At 42.7% G+C, this 18,936-nt stretch carries 18 protein-coding genes; all 18 read left to right on the top strand.

Features of this window, described 5'->3' with window-relative positions; translation table 11 throughout:
• The first annotated feature begins 83 nt into the window (after positions 1–83).
• Complete coding sequence (locus LI112_RS00565) at positions 84–326, top strand: hypothetical protein (RefSeq protein WP_005427824.1); 243 nt, start codon at positions 84–86, stop codon at positions 324–326.
• Positions 327–496: 170 nt separating this feature from the next.
• The gene (gene rlmD / locus LI112_RS00560) at positions 497–1,885 is read left to right on the top strand and encodes a 23S rRNA (uracil(1939)-C(5))-methyltransferase RlmD (RefSeq protein WP_117753510.1); all 1,389 of its coding nucleotides are present in this window, start codon (positions 497–499) and stop codon (positions 1,883–1,885) included.
• Between the two features lie 185 nt (positions 1,886–2,070).
• Positions 2,071–2,289 carry a cation transporter gene (locus tag LI112_RS00555; RefSeq protein ID WP_227190073.1) on the top strand — a complete coding sequence of 73 codons (219 nt, stop codon included), beginning with the start codon at positions 2,071–2,073 and terminating at the stop codon, positions 2,287–2,289.
• Positions 2,290–2,357: 68 nt separating this feature from the next.
• The gene (locus LI112_RS00550) at positions 2,358–4,244 is read left to right on the top strand and encodes a heavy metal translocating P-type ATPase (RefSeq protein ID WP_227190072.1); all 1,887 of its coding nucleotides are present in this window, start codon (positions 2,358–2,360) and stop codon (positions 4,242–4,244) included.
• Positions 4,245–4,284: 40 nt separating this feature from the next.
• Positions 4,285–4,647 carry a helix-turn-helix transcriptional regulator gene (locus LI112_RS00545; protein ID WP_022389228.1) on the top strand — a complete coding sequence of 121 codons (363 nt, stop codon included), beginning with the start codon at positions 4,285–4,287 and terminating at the stop codon, positions 4,645–4,647.
• Between the two features lie 110 nt (positions 4,648–4,757).
• Positions 4,758–5,453, top strand: a complete 696-nt coding sequence (locus tag LI112_RS00540) for an HAD family hydrolase (protein WP_227190071.1) — start codon at positions 4,758–4,760, stop codon at positions 5,451–5,453.
• Positions 5,454–5,518: 65 nt separating this feature from the next.
• Positions 5,519–6,082, top strand: coding sequence for a helix-turn-helix domain-containing protein (locus LI112_RS00535; RefSeq protein ID WP_055056025.1), 564 nt, complete (start codon positions 5,519–5,521; stop codon positions 6,080–6,082).
• Positions 6,083–6,369: 287 nt separating this feature from the next.
• On the top strand, positions 6,370–7,587 hold the full coding sequence (locus tag LI112_RS00530) for an aspartate aminotransferase family protein (RefSeq protein ID WP_117997103.1): 1,218 nt from the start codon (positions 6,370–6,372) through the stop codon (positions 7,585–7,587).
• Positions 7,588–7,712: 125 nt separating this feature from the next.
• Positions 7,713–8,333, top strand: a complete 621-nt coding sequence (locus tag LI112_RS00525) for a cytidylate kinase-like family protein (RefSeq protein WP_055056023.1) — start codon at positions 7,713–7,715, stop codon at positions 8,331–8,333.
• 4 nt (positions 8,334–8,337) lie between these two features.
• Complete coding sequence (locus LI112_RS00520) at positions 8,338–9,861, top strand: APC family permease (RefSeq protein ID WP_227190070.1); 1,524 nt, start codon at positions 8,338–8,340, stop codon at positions 9,859–9,861.
• 65 nt (positions 9,862–9,926) lie between these two features.
• Positions 9,927–11,111, top strand: a complete 1,185-nt coding sequence (locus LI112_RS00515; protein ID WP_129795510.1) for an iron-containing alcohol dehydrogenase — start codon at positions 9,927–9,929, stop codon at positions 11,109–11,111.
• A 174-nt stretch (positions 11,112–11,285) separates the two neighbouring features.
• On the top strand, positions 11,286–12,320 hold the full coding sequence (locus LI112_RS00510; RefSeq protein WP_129795511.1) for an XdhC/CoxI family protein: 1,035 nt from the start codon (positions 11,286–11,288) through the stop codon (positions 12,318–12,320).
• Positions 12,321–12,494: 174 nt separating this feature from the next.
• Positions 12,495–14,231: a DUF1002 domain-containing protein gene (locus LI112_RS00505; RefSeq protein ID WP_227190069.1), complete on the top strand. Its 1,737-nt coding sequence runs from the start codon at positions 12,495–12,497 to the stop codon at positions 14,229–14,231.
• Positions 14,232–14,427: 196 nt separating this feature from the next.
• Positions 14,428–15,630 (top strand): class I SAM-dependent rRNA methyltransferase, encoded by a 1,203-nt coding sequence (locus LI112_RS00500; RefSeq protein ID WP_005427803.1) that lies wholly within the window; start codon positions 14,428–14,430, stop codon positions 15,628–15,630.
• Between the two features lie 30 nt (positions 15,631–15,660).
• A complete protein-coding gene (locus LI112_RS00495) occupies positions 15,661–16,071 on the top strand; it encodes a hypothetical protein (protein WP_022389235.1) in 411 nt (136 codons plus the stop codon).
• 23 nt (positions 16,072–16,094) lie between these two features.
• On the top strand, positions 16,095–16,940 hold the full coding sequence (locus tag LI112_RS00490; protein ID WP_129795513.1) for a DUF5685 family protein: 846 nt from the start codon (positions 16,095–16,097) through the stop codon (positions 16,938–16,940).
• Complete coding sequence (locus tag LI112_RS00485) at positions 16,933–17,571, top strand: J domain-containing protein (protein ID WP_118036925.1); 639 nt, start codon at positions 16,933–16,935, stop codon at positions 17,569–17,571. The genes LI112_RS00490 and LI112_RS00485 overlap by 8 nt, the downstream gene beginning before the upstream one ends.
• 219 nt (positions 17,572–17,790) lie before the next feature.
• Positions 17,791–18,777, top strand: coding sequence for a diaminopimelate dehydrogenase (locus LI112_RS00480; RefSeq protein ID WP_005427792.1), 987 nt, complete (start codon positions 17,791–17,793; stop codon positions 18,775–18,777).
• Positions 18,778–18,936 lie beyond the last annotated feature (159 nt).

Here is an 18,936-nt window from a genome sequence, read left to right as displayed (position 1 = left end):
GAAAATTTGCGAGAAAATATGGTAAAATGGATGGATTAGTGGTATACTATGACCTATAAATGAGTGAGAGGAAGGTGCCCGTCATGAATCTGAATAATTTAAACCTGAACGAGAAAATTGAGGATTTACTTGCTGCTTTAAAGAAAAAAGAAGACGAAAAAGAAAAAAATACAGTCCTCTGGGTACTGGCTATCATAGGCGCAGTTGCAGCAGTTGCAGGAATCGCATTTGCAGTATATCGCTTCTTTGCTCCGGATTATCTGGAAGATTTTGAAGAAGATTTCGATGATGATTTTGATGATTACTTCGAGGATGAAGAAGAGTAAGATGACTGCTTGCAGAGAGAATGGCAACAGAGTAAGCGTAGCATGAAGTTCAAACAGCTCCGGCAGATAACCGGGGCTGTTTTACTGCTCTGTCAAAGACAAAAGAGTGAGGGTTACGAAGAGACAGCTGGATGCAAGTGTTTCAAATATATAAATGAGGAATAGAAAGCATGAAAAAAGGTGAAATTTACGAAGGTGTAATAGAGAAGGTGGACTTCCCGAATAAGGGATATGTTTTTGTGGAGGATCAGAAGGTTCTGATCAAGAACGGAATTCCGGGACAGAAGGTACGCTTTATGATTCAGAAGAAACGTTCCGGAAGGGCACAGGGACGTATCCTGGAGGTAATGGAAAAATCACCATTGGAGACAAGAGAACCGGTATGCAGCAATTTTCCGGCATGTGGTGGCTGCATGTATCAGACAATGTCCTATGAAGACCAGCTTCATATGAAAGAGACACAGATACGAGAGCTTCTGGAAGAGGCATTGATCCAGGGTGGTCAGATAGATGAGAATGGAAATGCAGCTTTTGAATGGGAGGGTATTCACGGAAGCCCGATCGAATTCGGATACCGCAATAAGATGGAGTTTTCTTTTGGAGATGAGGTCAAAGACGGACCACTGTCCCTTGGCCTGCATAAGAAAGGAAGTACGTATGATATCCTGAATACTGACGACTGTAAGCTGGTGCATAAGGATATGACGGATATCCTGACTTGTGTAAGAGAATTTTTCAGAGAAAAAGGAGCTTCTTATTACAGGAAACTGCAGCACACCGGTTATCTGCGGCACCTGATGTTGAGAAGAGGTGTTACTTCCGGTGAGATTCTGGTGCATCTTGTAACGACCACTCAGGAAGAGTATGATCTGGAACCGCTGAAAGATCAGCTTCTGGCTCTTCCACTGGAGGGCAGGATTGTTGGAATCATGCATATTCTCAATGATTCACTTTCAGATGTAGTTCAGAGCGATGAGACAAGGATACTTTATGGACAGGACTATTTCTATGAGACACTGCTCGGATTGAAATTCCGTATCAGCACGTTTTCTTTCTTCCAGCCGAATTCACTGGCTGCGGAAGTACTGTACAATATTGTGCGTGATTATATCCAGAATACGAGTGGAATGGAAGTGTTCGATCTTTACAGTGGAACCGGAACGATCGCGCAGCTGCTTGCTCCGGTAGCAAAAGAAGTGATCGGTGTGGAAATCGTGGAAGATGCAGTTGCAGCAGCAAGAGAGAATGCGAAGCTGAATGGACTGGATAACTGTAAATTCATTGCCGGTGACGTCCTGAAGGTTCTGGATGATCTGACTGAGAAGCCGGATGTGATCGTCCTGGATCCACCTCGCGATGGAATCCATCCGAAAGCGCTGCCGAAGATCCTTTCCTATGGGGTAAACCGTATTGTGTATGTCTCCTGTAAAGCAACCAGCCTTGCACGTGATCTGGAGGCATTTTTGCAGGCGGGATATCGACTTGAAAAAGCCTGTTGTGTAGACCAGTTCTGCGAGACCGTGTGGACAGAAGCAGTGGCACTGCTGGTGAAGGAATAAAAGAGAGAAAATCCTTTCAGTATATTTTTACAATACTGAGAGGATTTTTTTGTGCATAAATCGTCTGAAAAGTTCTTTAAAATATATTGACATATATGAGGGTAGTGTTATAATACAATCAAACATATGAATGAATGTTCATATGAAAACGTGAATAAAACATATATGAGAAGGAGAATACTACTATGAAGAAATCTTACAAAATTGAAGTTGACTGTGCAAACTGTGCAAATAAAATGGAAGAAGTAGCTAAGAACACAGCAGGTGTTAAAGATGCAAGCGTGAATTTCATGATGCTCAAGATGAAAGTAGAATTTGAAGAAGGACAGGATCCGGACAGCGTAATGAAAGAAGTTCTGAAGAACTGTAAGAAAGTAGAAGACGATTGCGAGATTTATTTATAAGATGAAATGAGAATGCTCTGCTGCGGATGCGGCAGGGCATTTAAATAAATGGCGGGAGGAAAGAGGTTATGAATAAAAAGCAGAAAAAAATGCTGACACGTATCATCATAGCAGCGGTGTTACTGATCGTTTTGCATTTCGTTCCGATTATGGGAATTCCGAGATTTATCTGCTATCTGGCAGTTTATCTGGTTATCGGATATGATATTGTAAAGAAAGCATTTAAAGGAATCAAAAATGGTCAGGTTTTCGATGAAAACTTTTTGATGGCCATTGCAACGATCGGTGCATTTGCGTTGGCAGTTTATGAAAAAAGCGGCGATTATAACGAATCGATCGCGGTTATGCTGTTCTACCAGATTGGTGAACTTTTCCAGAGCTATGCAGTTGGAAAGAGCCGCCGTAACATTACCGAACTGATGGATATCCGCCCGGATTATGCTAATATTGAAAACGATGGTAAGTTAGAAAAAGTAGATCCGGATGAAGTTGAGGTTGGTTCCGTTATCGTCGTACAGCCGGGTGAAAAAGTCCCGATTGATGGCGTGATCGTAGAAGGAAACAGTAGCCTCAACACCAGTGCACTGACCGGTGAGAGCCTTCCGCGCAGTGCAAAAGCGGGAGATGAGATCATCAGCGGATGCATCAATATGACCGGTGTACTGAAGATTAAGACAACAAAAGAATTTGACGAATCGACCGTATCGAAGATTCTGGAACTGATTGAAGAATCCAGTTCCCGTAAATCCAGATCTGAGAATTTTATTTCAAAATTTGCCCATTATTATACACCGGCAGTATGTTATGGAGCACTTGCACTGGCAATCCTGCCGCCGCTTGTAAATCTCGTGCTCCTTCACGATCCTGCAATGTGGGGCCAGTGGATCTACAGAGCCCTGACATTCCTTGTAATCAGCTGCCCTTGTGCTCTGGTCATCAGTATTCCGCTGGGGTTCTTTGCGGGAATCGGTGGAGCCAGCAATGCCGGTGTTCTGGTCAAAGGATCCAACTATCTGGAAACTCTGGCCCGGACAAAATATGTAGTATTTGACAAGACCGGTACCCTGACCAAGGGTGTGTTTGAAGTTGTAGGTGTTCACCATAACACGATGGAAGAAAAAAAGATTCTGGAATATGCAGCACTGGCAGAAAGTTTTTCGTCACATCCGATCAGCCGCAGCCTGAAAACTGCTTACGGTAAGGAAATTGACCAGAAACGTGTCACAGATGTAGAGGAAATCAGCGGAAATGGTGTTACGGCGAAGGTGGACGGAATCTCTGTTGCAGTCGGAAATACAAAACTGATGAAACGTATCGGCGTGGAGGCAGTAGAGTGCCATCAGGTCGGAACGGTCATCCATGTTGCAATCGATGGAGCTTATGCAGGGCATATCCTGATTTCGGATGTCCTGAAACCGACTTCAAAAGAGGCAATTGTAAATCTTAAGAAAAATGGCATTAAAGAGACGGTCATGCTGACGGGCGATATTGATAAGGTTGCACAGCAGGTAGCAGGTGAGCTTGGTGTAGACCGTGTATACAGTGAACTTCTTCCGGCTGATAAAGTAAGTAAGGTAGAAGAACTTCTCGCAAAAAAGACAGAGAAAGAGAAACTTGCCTTTGTTGGGGATGGTATCAATGACGCTCCGGTACTTTCCAGAGCAGATATTGGTATTGCCATGGGAGCACTTGGATCGGATGCGGCTATTGAGGCAGCAGATGTTGTTCTTATGGATGACGATCCGATGAAGATCGTCAAGGCAATCCGTATCGCGAAGAAATGTATGCGTATTGTATATGAAAATATTTATTTTGCAATCGGAATCAAGGTAATCTGTCTGATTCTTGGTGCAGTGGGTATTGCCAATATGTGGGTTGCGATTTTTGCAGATGTCGGAGTTATGATCATTGCAGTACTGAATGCGATCAGAACTTTGTTTGTTAAAAAATTGTAGTTACTTGAACTGAATAGTTTAGAGAGAAAGCGAGAAAAATATGGCAGAAGAGAGAGAAGAAATCATCTGTGATTGCCAGGAGATTCATGAAGATCTTTTAAAGATCGTGAATGAGACCATGCCGGACGAAGAAGAGCTGTATGATCTGGCAGATCTGTTTAAGGTATTTGCGGATTCTACCCGTATCCGTATCCTGTTTGTGCTGTTTGAATCTGAAGTGTGTGTCTGTGATCTGGCAAAGGTCCTGAACATGACCCAGTCCGCAGTGTCCCATCAGCTTCGTATCCTCAAGCAGAATAAACTGGTGAAGGCCCGTAGAGACGGAAAATCTATTTTTTATTCTCTGGCAGATGATCACGTAAGAACTATCATTTCCATGGGAAGAGAGCATATTTTAGAGTAAGAAGAAGTCGGTGTATATCTGAAAGAAACAGATGTGCACCGGCATTTTTATATGGTCAAAAGGAAAAGAATAGGGTAAGATAGAAATCAGGAAAAAAGACAAGGAGAAACATGATGATAAAAGCGGTCATTTTTGACATAGACAATACCGTATACAGTTATGATGAAAATCATATTTATGGAATGGAAGCTTTGGCTGTATACTGCAGGGATTCGTTTGGGATTACAACAGACGAGATGCAGACCTGCTACAGAAAGGCCGGACGAATCATGACAGACCGGATCGGAACAGATACTGCTGCAATCCACAGCCGTATGCTGCGGATGCAGTGTATGCTGGAACTTCTCGAACAGCCACTTTTTCCGCATGCGCGAAATATGTATCATGCCTACTGGGACACATTTATTCAGCATATACAGTCAAATCCGGGAATCCTGGAATTTATGAAAGAGCTGAAAAAAAGAAAAATTCGTATCGGAATCGGGACAGACATGACTGCATACGTTCAGTACAGAAAACTGGAAGCAATTGGTGTGACATCATATATTGATTTTATTGTTACCAGCGAAGAAGCGGGGGTAGAGAAACCACATTATCATTTTTTTGATATCTGTGTGGAAAAGGCGGGAGTTCGCCCGGAAGAATGTGCATTTATCGGTGATAACGTAAAAAAGGATATTGAAGGTGCTTGGGAAAGCGGGCTGAAAGGAATCTGGTATACCCAGGAAAAAGAACCGCCGGAACACAGATATTTCCCGACGATCCGGTCATTCAGAGGAATAGATGTCGATGAATTCCTGAAATAAAATGGCACTTAAGCGTAACTGAGTGGAAAGCATCAATGCTCACAGAGAAAGAAAAGATATAAATTATGGATTATTTATCAAAAAATGTTGCGGCAAATCTGAAAAGAATTCGAAAATCAAAATGTATGAGCCTGGATCAGGCAGCAGAACAGACTGGCGTCAGCAAAAGTATGCTGGCACAGATTGAAAGAGGAACGGCTAATCCATCGCTTGGGGTGCTTGGAAAGATCACCAGCGGTCTTCGAGTCGAATTCCAGGAACTGATCCAGCCGCCGAGAGTAGACTGCTGTCTCGTGACACCGGAAGAACTGCTTCCGACCAAGGAACTGGAAGGACAGTACCGTGTCTGGACCTGCCTGCCGTATGAAGATACACGCCTTATAGAAGTGTATCGGATCGAAGTTGAGCCCGGCGGTATTTATGTGAGTGGAAGTCATGGTGAGAAGACACGCGAGTATCTGGTTGTGACGGAAGGTGTGCTGACTGTAGAATGTCATGGACAGAGCTGTCAGATTCGAAAAGATCAGGTGTTCAAATTTGAGACAGACCAGGATCATATATACCGGAATGAGAGTGGGGAAAAGGCCTGCTGTACCTGCTTTTTCCTTGATTATCACGGAAAACAGTGATAAGGAAGTGGAATGGCAGAACAAACAAAATGTAATAACATACAGAAACAAAATGTACAATATAATGCACAAAAGAAAATTGCATAATATATCTCTAAAATACAAAAAGTCTTTTAAAATCAACAAAAATCTTTTTGGTAAAAAATCTATTGACAAATAATAGTGTCAGTGATATTGTAATGTTGTACAAAATAATACACAGAAAAAACAAAGCAAAGGCGCTTACCGGTAACGGAAATCTGCCTTTGCTTTTTTTTATTATCTTAAAGATATGGGAGGACACAGCAATGAAATTAAAAGACACAGGATTAACTTTTCAGGACATCAAAGACAAAGTAAACAAGTACATGATCGAGACTTATGAACGTTTTGATTTTCTTGCTGAGACAGCAGACGGCATGTATATATACGATGAAAACGGAACACCATATCTTGATTTTTATGCTGGTATTGCAGTAAACAGTGCAGGAAACTGTAACCCGAAAGTTGTAGCTGCTGTCAAAGATCAGGTAGAAGACATCATGCATACCTTTAACTATCCATATACCATTCCACAGGCACTGCTTGCTGAAAAAGTCTGTGAAACGATCGGAATGGACAAGATCTTCTATCAGAACTCCGGTACAGAAGCAAACGAAGCAATGATCAAAATGGCACGTAAATATGGTATTGAAAAATACGGACCGAACCGTTATCATATCGTAACTGCAAAGATGGGATTCCATGGAAGAACTTTCGGCGCCATGTCAGCAACAGGTCAGCCGGCTAACGGATGTCAGGTTGGATTCGGACCAATGACTTATGGATTCTCCTATGCACCGTACAACGATCTGCAGGCATTCAAAGATGCATGTACCGAAAATACGATCGCGATCATGGTCGAACCGGTACAGGGCGAAGGTGGTGTACATCCTGCAACAATGGAATTTATGCAGGGACTTCGTAAATTCTGTGATGAAAACGATATGCTCCTTCTGATCGATGAAGTACAGACAGGATGGTGCAGAACAGGTGCTGTAATGTCTTATATGAATTATGGCATCAAACCGGATATTGTTTCCATGGCTAAAGCACTTGGCGGCGGAATGCCAATCGGTGCAATCTGTGCAACAGCAGAAGTTGCCAAAGCATTTACAGCAGGTTCTCACGGAACAACCTTTGGTGGACATCCGGTAAGCTGTGCAGCAGCACTTGCAGAAGTGAATGAACTTCTTGACAGAGATCTTGCAGGAAATGCAAAGAAAGTCGGCGATTATTTCGCATCCAAACTGGAAAAACTTCCGCATGTAAAAGAAGTAAGACATCAGGGCCTTCTGGTAGGCGTGGAATTTGATGATACCATTGGCGGGGTAGATGTGAAACATGGCTGTCTGGATCGAAAGCTTCTGATCACTGCGATCGGAGCACACATTATCCGTATGATCCCACCGCTTATCGTAACAGAAGAAGAGTGCGATAAAGCAGTTGCTATCATTGAAGATACGATCAAATCTCTGGAAAAATAAATACAGACAAAAGTGACAAGGGCGTCGCGGATCATCAGGGTATGGTTCGCACGCCTTTTTTGTTACAGAATAAAAGTGTGATTAAGAAAAAACGGTAACAAAAATTCGTGTGAGAGGAAATCGATATGAGACATCTGGTTATAACGATTGGCTGTGAATATGGAGCCAAAGGAAATGCCATTGGCAGAAAAATAGCGGAAGACCTCAATATCAAATTTTACAATCGTGATCTTGTCGATGAGATCATTGAAGAGGTCGGAATTCCGAAAGAGATCATGGAAAAAGTAGAGGAGGGCGGAACGATTGCCGGTAAAGGTGCAGAAGGCGATGTACGTGGCTCGTTTTCCAAGTATGCGGATCTGACTGACCGTGCGATCCATGTGCAGAAGCAGATCATACGAAAACTTGCAGAGAAAGAATCCTGCGTGATCATTGGCCGTTCCGCAGATTATATCCTGAAGGATACAAAAGATATTGATCTTTTAAGAGCATTTATTTATGCTCCGGATGAGGTACGTATCCATAATATTATGGAGAGTCACAACCTTTCTGAAAAAGATGCAAAGATCTTATTACTGGAAAAAGATAAAAGATACCATAAACGTCATCTGGCGCTGACAGGCAGCAACCGAGGCGACCGTCATAACCGGGATATTCTTATGAACAGCTCATATCTTGGAATAGAAGGAACTGCAGAATACCTGGAAGAACTGATCAGAAGAAAATTTGGAAGCGAGGAGGAATAAGACTATGGGACAGAAAAAATCAGAATTTGATAAAGTATTCAGTGCATGGGACATTCTTGTAATCGCTTTTGGCGCAATGATCGGCTGGGGCTGGGTTGTATCTTCCGGAACATGGATCGATGCCGGTGGTGTTGTCGGAGCAGCACTTGCCTTTGCAATCGGTGGTGTCATGATCTTCTTTGTTGGTCTTACCTATGCAGAACTTACCGCAGCCATGCCACAGTGTGGTGGTGAGCACGTATTCAGCTATAAGGCAATGGGACCTACCGGTTCCTTTATCTGTACCTGGGCGATCATTCTTGGATATGTAGGAGTTACCTGTTTTGAAGCCTGTGCGTTTCCAACGATCATCACTTATCTGTGGCCGGGATTTCTGAAAGGCTATCTTTATACGGTTGCCGGATTTGATATCTATGCTTCCTGGCTGATCGTTGCAATTATTGTTGCCTTCTTAATCATGATGATCAACATTATGGGAGCAAAAACAGCTGCTGTTCTTCAGACAGTTCTTACATGTATAATCGGTGGTGCAGGAATTCTTCTGATCGTAGCTTCTGTTATAAATGGTAATGTGGATAATCTTCAGGGACAGATGTTTATGGGTGAGACAACTGGTACCATGGCAAAAAATGTACTGAAAGTCGCAGTTATCACACCATTTTTCTTTATTGGTTTTGACGTTATCCCGCAGGCTGCAGAGGAAATCAATGTACCACTCAAAAAGATTGGTAAAATGATGATTCTGTCAGTTGTACTTGCAGTTGTATTTTATTCTTTTGTAATCCTTGCAGTTGGTTATGTTCTGAATCCGGAAGAGATTGCACTTTCGCAGAGTACAACAGGACTGGTAACTGCAGATGCGATGGCAAACGCCTTTGGAACCTCGGTGATGGCAAAGGTTATCATCGTAGGTGGTATGTGCGGTATTGTTACATCCTGGAACTCCTTTATGATCGGTGGTTCCCGTGCATTGTATTCTATGGCAGAATCTTACATGGTTCCGAAAGTATTTGCAAAACTCCATCCAAAGCACAAAACACCGGTCAATGCACTGATCCTGATAGGTATCCTTACGATGATCGCTCCTTTCGCAGGACGTGTCATGATGGTATGGATCTGCGATGCAGGTAACTTTGGCTGCTGTCTTGCATATTGTATGGTTTCACTCTCTTTCCTGATCCTTCGCAAAAAGGAACCGGATATGCCAAGACCTTATCGTGTACCGGCTTACAAATTTGTAGGTACAATGGCAGTGATCCTTTCCGGCTGTATGGTTCTGGTGTATTGTATCCCGGGTTCCGGCGGAACACTTATCATGCAGGAATGGATGATGGTAGGTGCATGGAGTCTCCTTGGTGTTGTATTTTATGCAGTCTGCAAAGTGAAATACAAAGAAAAATTCGGCAGCCTTATTGAGATCATTTCGGATGAAGATGCAGCATCTCTTATGCCGGAGGCTGATGATAAAGAACTGGATCTGGTTATTGATGCGGCAATTGACCGTGTACTTTCCAGAATGACGGCATAAGATCGGAAATATGGAGTTTTGAATGATATGATATAGTTATATAGAAGAAAAGAGGCTGATTAGTTATGGAAGCATTTGAATTTTTTATTCCACAGAATATTATGGTAGGTGCAGGAACGATGGCAAAACTTCCGGAATGTGCAAAAAAACTGGGTGGTTCCCATGCCATGCTGATTTCCGGCCCTACACTGCGAAAAATGGGAATTGTGGACAAAGCGGCTGATTATCTGAAAGAAGCTGGTATGAAAGTGGATATCTTTACGGATGTAGAGGCCAACCCGTCCGTGACGACTGTTGAAAAGGCTACAGAGGCATTTAAAGAAGCCGGAGCAGATTTTATCGTGGCACTTGGTGGAGGATCTCCGATGGATGTTGCCAAAGCAGTTGGTGTGACAGCAAAATTTGGCGGCAGTATCACAGAGTATGAAGGGGCACATAAAGTACCGGGCAAGATCATTCCGCTGATCGCGATTCCGACTACCGCAGGTACCGGATCAGAGGTGACTGCATTTTCTGTTATTACGGATCATAGCAGGGATTATAAGCTGACAGTATTCAGTTATGAACTTCTTCCATCATATGCAATCCTTGATCCGGAGCTTCTGACATCTGCACCGGCTTCTGTGGCAGCGGCATGTGGAATTGATGCATTTATCCATGCGGAAGAGGCATATGTTTCTACCGCTGCATCACCATTCTCCGATGCCATGGCAGAAAAAGCCATGGAACTGATTGGAAAAAATATTCGCAGATTTGTTGCAAGACGTACAGATCTGGAAGCAGCAGAGGCCATGCTGACAGGGTCACTTTTTGCAGGAATTGCCTTTTCTTTTGCAAGACTTGGAAATGTGCATGCGATGAGTCATCCGGTGAGTGCATTTTTTGATGTAGCACATGGAGTAGCAAATGCAGTGCTGCTCCCGGTGATTGCTGAATATAATGCCCTGGCAGACCATGGAAGATATCTGACAATCTATAATTACATCAGTCCGATTCTGGCATTTGAAGATGAGTTCGAGCCATTGATGCTGGTTGACGCAATACGTGAACTGAATGAAGATATCGGAATTCCGGCAGATCTGACAACAGCTATCCGCCAGGCGGCCAAAGGAAAAGAAGTATCAGAGGATGAGATTGAAAGTAAAATCGATGCGATGGCAGATGATGCCATGAAGAGTGGAAATATTGCTGTAAACCCACGTTCTTCGCGAAAACAGGATATTGTTGCGCTGTATTACAAGGCATTATAAAAGATAAATATGCCGAAGATAAACGTTTTGTAAAAGTAAGACGTACAGATGTAGTCCATATGTGGAAACATCGGTATGTCTTCTTTTATTTACAGAGAATTGCTATACAACTGTCCTGTGACATGCTATACTTTGGAGCAGATAAAACAGCCGAAGATCCGCAGGAGGGATAAGATGAAGCTTTTTGAATTATATAATGTACTGAAAGACGGACAGAAGGGAAGAAATAATTTTCTGGTGACCGTGATACAGGGAAATGGGACTGGAAGCAGATATTTCCTGGCGGACGGAGAAGTGAAAGCACAATGCGGCAGCGGAGACATAGAGACAGAACGGCTGCGGGAACTGGTGCAGCCGGGGGAGAGTGGTATTGCAGAAGCAGATGGGAGAAGATTATTTGTGGAATCACTGAAACAGCCGGCACATCTGGCAATCTGTGGAGCGGGACATGTGGCACAGCAGGTGATCCTTCTGGCAGGAAAAGTTGGATTTACGGTGACTGTTCTGGAGGACCGTGTGAGTTTTGCAGGAGAAGCACTACGTGCAGGAGCGGATCAGGTGATCTGTGACAGTTTTGAAAATGCACTGAAGCAGATTCCGGGAAGTGAAGATACGTATTTTCTGGTAGTGACCAGAGGGCATCGTTATGATCGGGTATGTCTGGAGGAAATTTTGAAGAAACCCTATGCTTATGTCGGAATGATGGCAAGCAGAGGAAGATCGGCTCTTCTGAAAAAACAGATGGAGGAAGATGGTTTTGACAGAAAGGTTCTGGATGAGATACATACACCGGTAGGACTTGATATCCATGCAGAAACACCGGAGGAAATTGCAGTCTCCATTGTTTCAGAACTGATCAAAGAGAAAAACAGTGTGCGTAAGACGAGTGGTTATGACGCAGAACTGCTGGACTATCTGACTGGTGAGAAGGAGCCGGACACAAAGAAGGCACTTGCGACGATCGTTGCAAGAAGAGGTTCAGCACCCAGAGGCATTGGAACAAAGATGCTGGTCCTTGAAGATGGAAGAATCATAGGAACGATCGGAGGCGGATGCATGGAAAGTGAAGTACAGCATCTCTGTTTGCGAATGCTTCATGAAGAGAGTGCACAGGGGCAGATTTTTACAGTAGATATGACTGCTTCACAGGCAGAAGAGGAAGGACTCGTATGTGGCGGTACGATCCAGGTATTTATGGAAGTAATATGATATCTGAAAATTGTTTCGTGCTGTACATGCCCATGATTCTGTCTGGTATCAGAAAATAAAAAATACAATTATGGCAGAATGTATGTTATAATACTGGATATTAAAAAGAAGATGTAATTGCCGGTCGGAAGATACTCGGATTTTCTGTCGGCGTGAACAATGGAGGATGAAGATATGAAGAAAAGAAGCGTTATCGTTGCAATGCTCTGCAGTATGTGTCTGGCAGTCAGCACACCGATTCCTGCAATGGCAGATGCGTCAAAGGTAGTTACACTTGGAGCGGATCTTACTGACGAACAGAAAAATACAATGATGAATTATTTCAAGGCAGATGCGAGCCAGGTGCAGGTTATCAGTGTTACCAACCAGGATGAGCATGATCTGCTTGGCAAATATATTCCAAGTGAACAGATTGGAACGAGAACACTGAGCTGTGCCTATGTAAAACCTACACAGTCCGGCGGCATCAAGGTGCGTACAGCCAATCTGAATTATGTAACATGTAATATGATCGCAACAGCACTTTCTACAGCAGGAGTAACGAACTGTGAAGTTGTTGCCGCATGCCCGTATGAAGTATCCGGTACTGGTGCACTTACCGGTGTCATGAAAGCATACGAGTCTGCAAGTGGACAGGAACTGGATTCTACCAAGAAAGACCTTGCAGCCAAAGAAGTTGTAGTTACAGGTGATGTGGCTCAGCAGGTTGGACAGGATAATGCAACCAATATCATCAACCAGGCAAAGATGCAGATCATTGGTGACAATATTCAGAATGCAGATGAAATCTACAATATTGTATATAATATCGCTGAGCAGAATGGTGTAAGCTTAAGTCAGGATGAGATCGACACGATCGTATCACTGCTTCAGCAGATCGCACAGCAGAATTATGATATTCAGGAAATGAAACAGACTCTTGCAAATATTCAGCAGAATCTGGAACAGAGCAAAGCAGAAGCAGAAGGGCAGCCTACACCAACTCCGATCGAGAGCGACGTTGCTGATGAAGGTACCGGTGAAGATATTACAACGAATGTAGACAGTGGCGCGCTTGGCGGAAATGTCAAAGAGACATCTACAGAGGATCCGGGACTTGCAGAGCAGACAGGTGCAGATACAAACAATGCAGGTGAGAGCAGTGACAGTTCTGACAGTTCCACAGGAATTCCGGATGCGACAGAAGACGGAACCGTAAATACAGATGGAAGTTCAGATGGAACTACAGAAGACACACCTCAGGAAAGCACAGACAGCAGTACAGATAACAGCAGCAGTGAAGAAATCCCAGCAGCAACAGAGAATGGAAGCACTGAAAATACAGATACTTCTGCAGATGGAACAACAGAAAATGCAGATGGTTCCACAGAAGGAACAGACGAAAACACAGATGCTTCTACAGAAGATACTCTGAATACAGAAACACTGACAGAAGAAGGCAAAGCAAAATTTGAGCAGGCACAGCAGTTCTGTAAGGGAGAATATGAGGGAGATCTTGCTGTACTTCAGAGCATTGTACCGAATGTGACAGAACTTCCGGTAACACTTGATCAGGATGTGGCTTCCAAACTCAGCAAAAAAGTTCTGGAAACCTATATCAAAGTATTAAATGATGCAGGGGCTTCTTATGTACCGGCAGACACAGACAAATATTTCTCAGCTGAGCTGAACGTACTGGATAAAGAGATGAAGACAGTCTTCAGTATTGATACAGAAATTGCAGATGATGATCTGCTTGTAAATGTAGATGCTGAAGTAAGACAGAAACTGTATGATGATACAATGAAGTTCTTTGCAAACCTTTATGGAGAAACTACATCTGAAGATACTTCCACAGATACCGCAGAAGCCGGAACTGACGAAAATACAGAAGCAAATTCTGAAGATGGAACTACAGAAGAAACTTACTAAAGATAAAAAACAGCGATGCAAGATGAGGATGTCTCCTTTGGGGAGGCATCCTTTTTGTCCCTTTAGAGGAAACTGTGCTGTGAAGAGATTGTGAAAAGCTGGAAATCCATATCTTTCTGTGCTAAAATAAAAAGAGTTTTTTATCTCAGATATAACTTTGAAAACCAAAAGAGAAGGATCCGAAAGGAGAAAAACTATGAGTCTTGCAGTGGTTACACTGAAAAAGGGAGAGGGCCGTCTTCTGAAATCAGGCGGAATGTGGATATTTGATAATGAAATTGCAACGATCATGGGCAGTTTTGTAAATGGAGATATTGTATTGATTCATGACTTTGACGGATATCCGCTGGGAAGAGGATTTATCAATACGAATTCTAAGATTACAGTCAGATTGCTGACAAGAGATGAAAATCAGAAAATTGATGAAGAATTTCTTGAGAAACGAGTGCGCGATGCATGGGAGTACAGAAAAAAAGTAACAGATACATCCAGCTGCCGCCTGATCTTCGGAGAGGCAGATTTTTTGCCGGGACTTGTTGTAGACAAATTTGAAGATGTTCTGGTCGTACAGTCACTGGCACTGGGAATTGACCGTCTGAAGAATACGATTCTGGAACTGCTCAAAAAAGTTCTGGCAGAAGACGGAATCCAGATTCGCGGTATTTATGAAAGAAGTGATGCAAAGGTCCGCAAACAGGAAGGAATGGAACTGTATAAAGGCTTTATCGGACCGGAATTTCCTACACTGGTTGAAATTGTGGAAAATGGTGTAAAATATCAGGTAGATATCAAAGACGGACAGAAAACAGGATTTTTCCTTGATCAAAAATACAACCGTCTTGCAATCCAGAAACTCTGCAAAGATGCAAGAGTACTGGACTGTTTCACACATACAGGTTCGTTTGCCCTGAATGCGGGAATCGCCGGAGCGAAAGAAGTTACAGGTGTGGATGCATCGCAGCTTGCTGTGGATCAGGCAACAGAAAATGCAAAATTAAACGGGCTGGATGACAAAGTAAAATTTATTTGCGAAGACGTATTTGAACTGCTCCCGAAACTGGAAGAAGAGGGAGAAAAATATGACGTGGTGATTCTGGATCCACCGGCATTTACCAAATCACGTAGTTCTGTCAAAAATGCAGTCAAGGGATACCGGGAAATCAATCTTCGCGGACTGAAACTGGTAAAGGACGGAGGATTCCTTGCGACCTGTTCCTGTTCCCATTTTATGGAATATGAACTGTTTACCAAAACGATCGGTCAGGCTGCCAGAAGTGCACATAAGAGACTGCGCCAGGTGGAATACAGAACACAGGCACCGGATCACCCGATTCTCTGGGCATCTGATGAATCTTATTATCTGAAATTCTATATCTTCCAGGTATGCGATGAGAAATAGTCGGATGAACAGACAGAAAGAAGGACTTAAATGAGAGACAAATTTAATAAATTTATGCAGGGACGTTATGGAGTGGACGCATTTGCACGTTTCACAATGGGAGTTGCACTTGTAGCAATCATTATTTCTATCTTTTTCCCGGGTGGAAACAGAATTGGCGCGTTATTTGACACGATAGGGCTTTTGGTGCTTTTATATACATATTATCGAATGCTGTCCAGAGACATTCAGAAGCGATATGCAGAGAATGAAAAATATCTTGCAGCAACAGCAAAATTCAGACAGAGATTTAACCGGGAAAAAAATATGATGAACCAGAGAAAGACCCATCATATTTATTCATGTCCGGGATGCGGTCAGAAGATCCGTATTCCAAAAGGCAAAGGCAAGATTGAAATCGAATGTCCGAAATGTCATACGAAATTTGTCAAAAGAAGCTGATAAACTGACAGAGAGGTATCTGTATGTTTGGGTATGTGGTGCTGAATAAGCCGGAAATTAAATTTAAAGATTTTGATATGTACCGTTCTTTTTACTGCGGACTGTGCAGGGAGCTGAGAGAGCGTTACGGGATAAGCGGGCAGATCACACTGAGCTATGATATGACATTTGTGATCCTTCTGCTCAGTGCGTTGTATGAGCCACCGACCAGAAAAGGTACGACCAGATGTATTGTACATCCGGTACGTAAACAGACGGTACGGAAAAATGCCATAACAGAATACGGAGCCGATATGAATATCTTTCTGACTTACTATAAGTGTAAGGATGACTGGAATGACGAGAAAAAAATCTTAAGTCTTGCATATGGGAAGCTTCTGGAGAGTAAAGAGAAAAAAAGCGAACAGCAATGGAAGAAAAAAATCGATGTGATCATTTCCTGTTTGAATGAACTTTCAGAGATGGAACAGAAGGGAGAGACAGATATCGATCGTGTTTCGGGCTGTTTTGGAAGAATTATGGCAGAAATCTTTGCATACAGAGAAGATTTCTGGGAACCAACACTTCGCCGCATGGGATTCTATTTGGGTAAGTTTATTTACCTGATGGATGCCTACGATGATGTGGAATATGATGTAAAAAAAGGAAATTACAACCCTTTTGCAAAAGATTATATAATAAAAGGGTTTGATGACAGGATAAAAAATATGTTGCTGCTAATGATGGCAGAAACCTGTCGGGAATTTGAAAAACTTCCTATTATAAAATATGCAGACATCCTGCGGAATATTTTATATTCCGGAGTATGGTGCAGATTTGAGAGTATATCGCGAAAGCGCAGGGAAGAGCGGGAGAAAGAAGATGTTTGATCCATACAGTGTGCTGGGTGTTTCGAGAGATGCATCTGATGATGAAATAAAGAAGGCATATCGTAAGCTGAGTCGTAAATATCATCCGGATGCCAATATCAACAATCCGAACAAAGCACAGGCAGAAGAAAAATTTAAAGAAGTCCAGCAGGCATATGAACAGATCATGAAAGAACGGGAATATGGTTCTTCAGGAAACTATAATTCATATGGTGGTTTTGGAGGCTTTGGTACACAGGGCCAGAATACGTATCAGGATGAAGAGGCAGTGCGCCGACAGGCAGCGGCAAATTATATCAACAGCCGACATTACAAAGAGGCAATGAATGTACTCTCATCACTTCAGCAGAGAAACGGCCAGTGGTATTATTTGTCCGCGATGGCGAATATGGGACTGGGAAATAATGTAAATGCATTAAATGATGCACGAAGTGCAGTAAATATGGAACCGGATAATATGCAGTACCAGATGTTGCTGCAGAGACTGGAAGGCGGAGGAACCTGGTATCAGGAACAGCAGAATCCATTTGGAGGAATGCCAAGTGACGGAAGCGATTATTGTATGAAGCTTTGCCTGGCCAATCTGGCATGTAATCTTTGCTGCCCGGGTGGTGGAATGTTCTGCTGCTGAGAAGAATCGTCAATAATGAAAAGAAATAACAGACCTTCTGGAATATCAATAAAATATTTTAGAAGGTTTTTTATAAAAAAATTGACAATTGTCGATTGGGATATTATGATAATGGGTGTGCTGTCATGCTAAAGCGATGTAGCGGCAAAGAACAGCATATGGGAAGCTGCTGTGAACAGAGCAGTAACTACCGAAGTGAAATAACAGGAGGAAATCACAATGAGTATTCGTATTGGTATTTTAGGATATGGTAATCTTGGAAGAGGCGTAGAATGCGCAATTAAACATAATCCGGACATGGAACTGGTTGCAGTATTTACACGTCGTGATCCTGCAACTGTAAAAATTCTTACAGATTCAGCATCTGTTTACCATGTAGATGAAGCAGAAAAGATGAAAGATAAAATTGATGTTATGATTCTCTGCGGTGGAAGTGCAACAGATCTGCCGGTTCAGACACCGAAATATGCACAGTGGTTCAATGTGGTAGACAGTTTTGATACACATGCCAGAGTACCGGAACATTTCGCAAATGTTGACAAGGCAGCATCTGAAAGCAATCATGTAGGAATCATTTCTGTTGGCTGGGATCCGGGAATGTTCTCCCTGAACAGAATGTATGCAAACGCAATCCTTACAAATGGAAAGGATTATACATTCTGGGGCAAGGGTGTAAGCCAGGGACATTCCGATGCAATCCGTAGAATTGATGGAGTAAAAGATGGAAAACAGTACACAATTCCTGTAGAAGCTGCACTGGAAGCAGTCAGAAACGGAGAAAATCCGGAACTGACTACAAGACAGAAGCATACAAGAGAATGCTTCGTAGTAGCTGAGGAAGGTGCTGATCTTGCACGCATTGAAAATGAGATTAAGACAATGCCGAATTATTTTGATGAATATGATACAACAGTACATTTCATTTCTGAAGAAGAACTGAAACGTGATCACAGTGGAATTCCGCATGGTGGATTTGTGATCCGTACAGGCAAAACCGGCTGGAACGATGAGAACAGTCATGTGATTGAATACAGCCTGAAGCTGGATTCCAATCCGGAATTTACATCTTCCGTAATCGTTGCATATGCGAGAGCTGCATATCGCATGAGCCAGGAAGGACAGAAAGGATGCAAAACAGTATTTGATGTTGCACCGGCATATTTAAGTGCACTGGATGGCGCTGAACTGAGAAAACATCTTCTGTAATATATGAAATGAAATTGTAAAAAATAAGGATCGGGTTTTTGACCCGGTCCTTTTTGCACTCCAGGAGGGGAATATATTGGCAGGTTTTTACTTTTTTATTGACGTTGTTACAAACATGATATATAATACCTACATAATATTGTAACAAGATTGTAAAAA

The sequence above is a fragment of the Blautia sp. 210820-DFI.6.14 genome (assembly GCF_020558815.1).
GTDB lineage: Bacteria > Bacillota > Clostridia > Lachnospirales > Lachnospiraceae > Blautia_A > Blautia_A obeum.
This window is presented reverse-complemented; position numbering and strand designations above follow the sequence as displayed.

Bases quoted from the DNA above. Each gene is read 5' to 3' on its own strand.
- LI112_RS00555 (WP_227190073.1), top strand. From the start codon at position 2,071: ATGAAGAAATCTTACAAAATTGAAGTTGACTGTGCAAACTGTGCAAAT.
- LI112_RS00520 (WP_227190070.1), top strand. From the start codon at position 8,338: ATGGGACAGAAAAAATCAGAATTTGATAAAGTATTCAGTGCATGGGAC.
- LI112_RS00550 (WP_227190072.1), top strand. From the start codon at position 2,358: ATGAATAAAAAGCAGAAAAAAATGCTGACACGTATCATCATAGCAGCG.
- LI112_RS00495 (WP_022389235.1), top strand. From the start codon at position 15,661: ATGAGAGACAAATTTAATAAATTTATGCAGGGACGTTATGGAGTGGAC.
- LI112_RS00565 (WP_005427824.1), top strand. From the start codon at position 84: ATGAATCTGAATAATTTAAACCTGAACGAGAAAATTGAGGATTTACTT.
- LI112_RS00545 (WP_022389228.1), top strand. From the start codon at position 4,285: ATGGCAGAAGAGAGAGAAGAAATCATCTGTGATTGCCAGGAGATTCAT.
- LI112_RS00510 (WP_129795511.1), top strand. From the start codon at position 11,286: ATGAAGCTTTTTGAATTATATAATGTACTGAAAGACGGACAGAAGGGA.
- LI112_RS00480 (WP_005427792.1), top strand. From the start codon at position 17,791: ATGAGTATTCGTATTGGTATTTTAGGATATGGTAATCTTGGAAGAGGC.
- LI112_RS00535 (WP_055056025.1), top strand. From the start codon at position 5,519: ATGGATTATTTATCAAAAAATGTTGCGGCAAATCTGAAAAGAATTCGA.
- LI112_RS00540 (WP_227190071.1), top strand. From the start codon at position 4,758: ATGATGATAAAAGCGGTCATTTTTGACATAGACAATACCGTATACAGT.
- LI112_RS00530 (WP_117997103.1), top strand. From the start codon at position 6,370: ATGAAATTAAAAGACACAGGATTAACTTTTCAGGACATCAAAGACAAA.
- LI112_RS00490 (WP_129795513.1), top strand. From the start codon at position 16,095: ATGTTTGGGTATGTGGTGCTGAATAAGCCGGAAATTAAATTTAAAGAT.
- LI112_RS00485 (WP_118036925.1), top strand. From the start codon at position 16,933: ATGTTTGATCCATACAGTGTGCTGGGTGTTTCGAGAGATGCATCTGAT.
- rlmD (WP_117753510.1), top strand. From the start codon at position 497: ATGAAAAAAGGTGAAATTTACGAAGGTGTAATAGAGAAGGTGGACTTC.
- LI112_RS00515 (WP_129795510.1), top strand. From the start codon at position 9,927: ATGGAAGCATTTGAATTTTTTATTCCACAGAATATTATGGTAGGTGCA.
- LI112_RS00525 (WP_055056023.1), top strand. From the start codon at position 7,713: ATGAGACATCTGGTTATAACGATTGGCTGTGAATATGGAGCCAAAGGA.
- LI112_RS00505 (WP_227190069.1), top strand. From the start codon at position 12,495: ATGAAGAAAAGAAGCGTTATCGTTGCAATGCTCTGCAGTATGTGTCTG.
- LI112_RS00500 (WP_005427803.1), top strand. From the start codon at position 14,428: ATGAGTCTTGCAGTGGTTACACTGAAAAAGGGAGAGGGCCGTCTTCTG.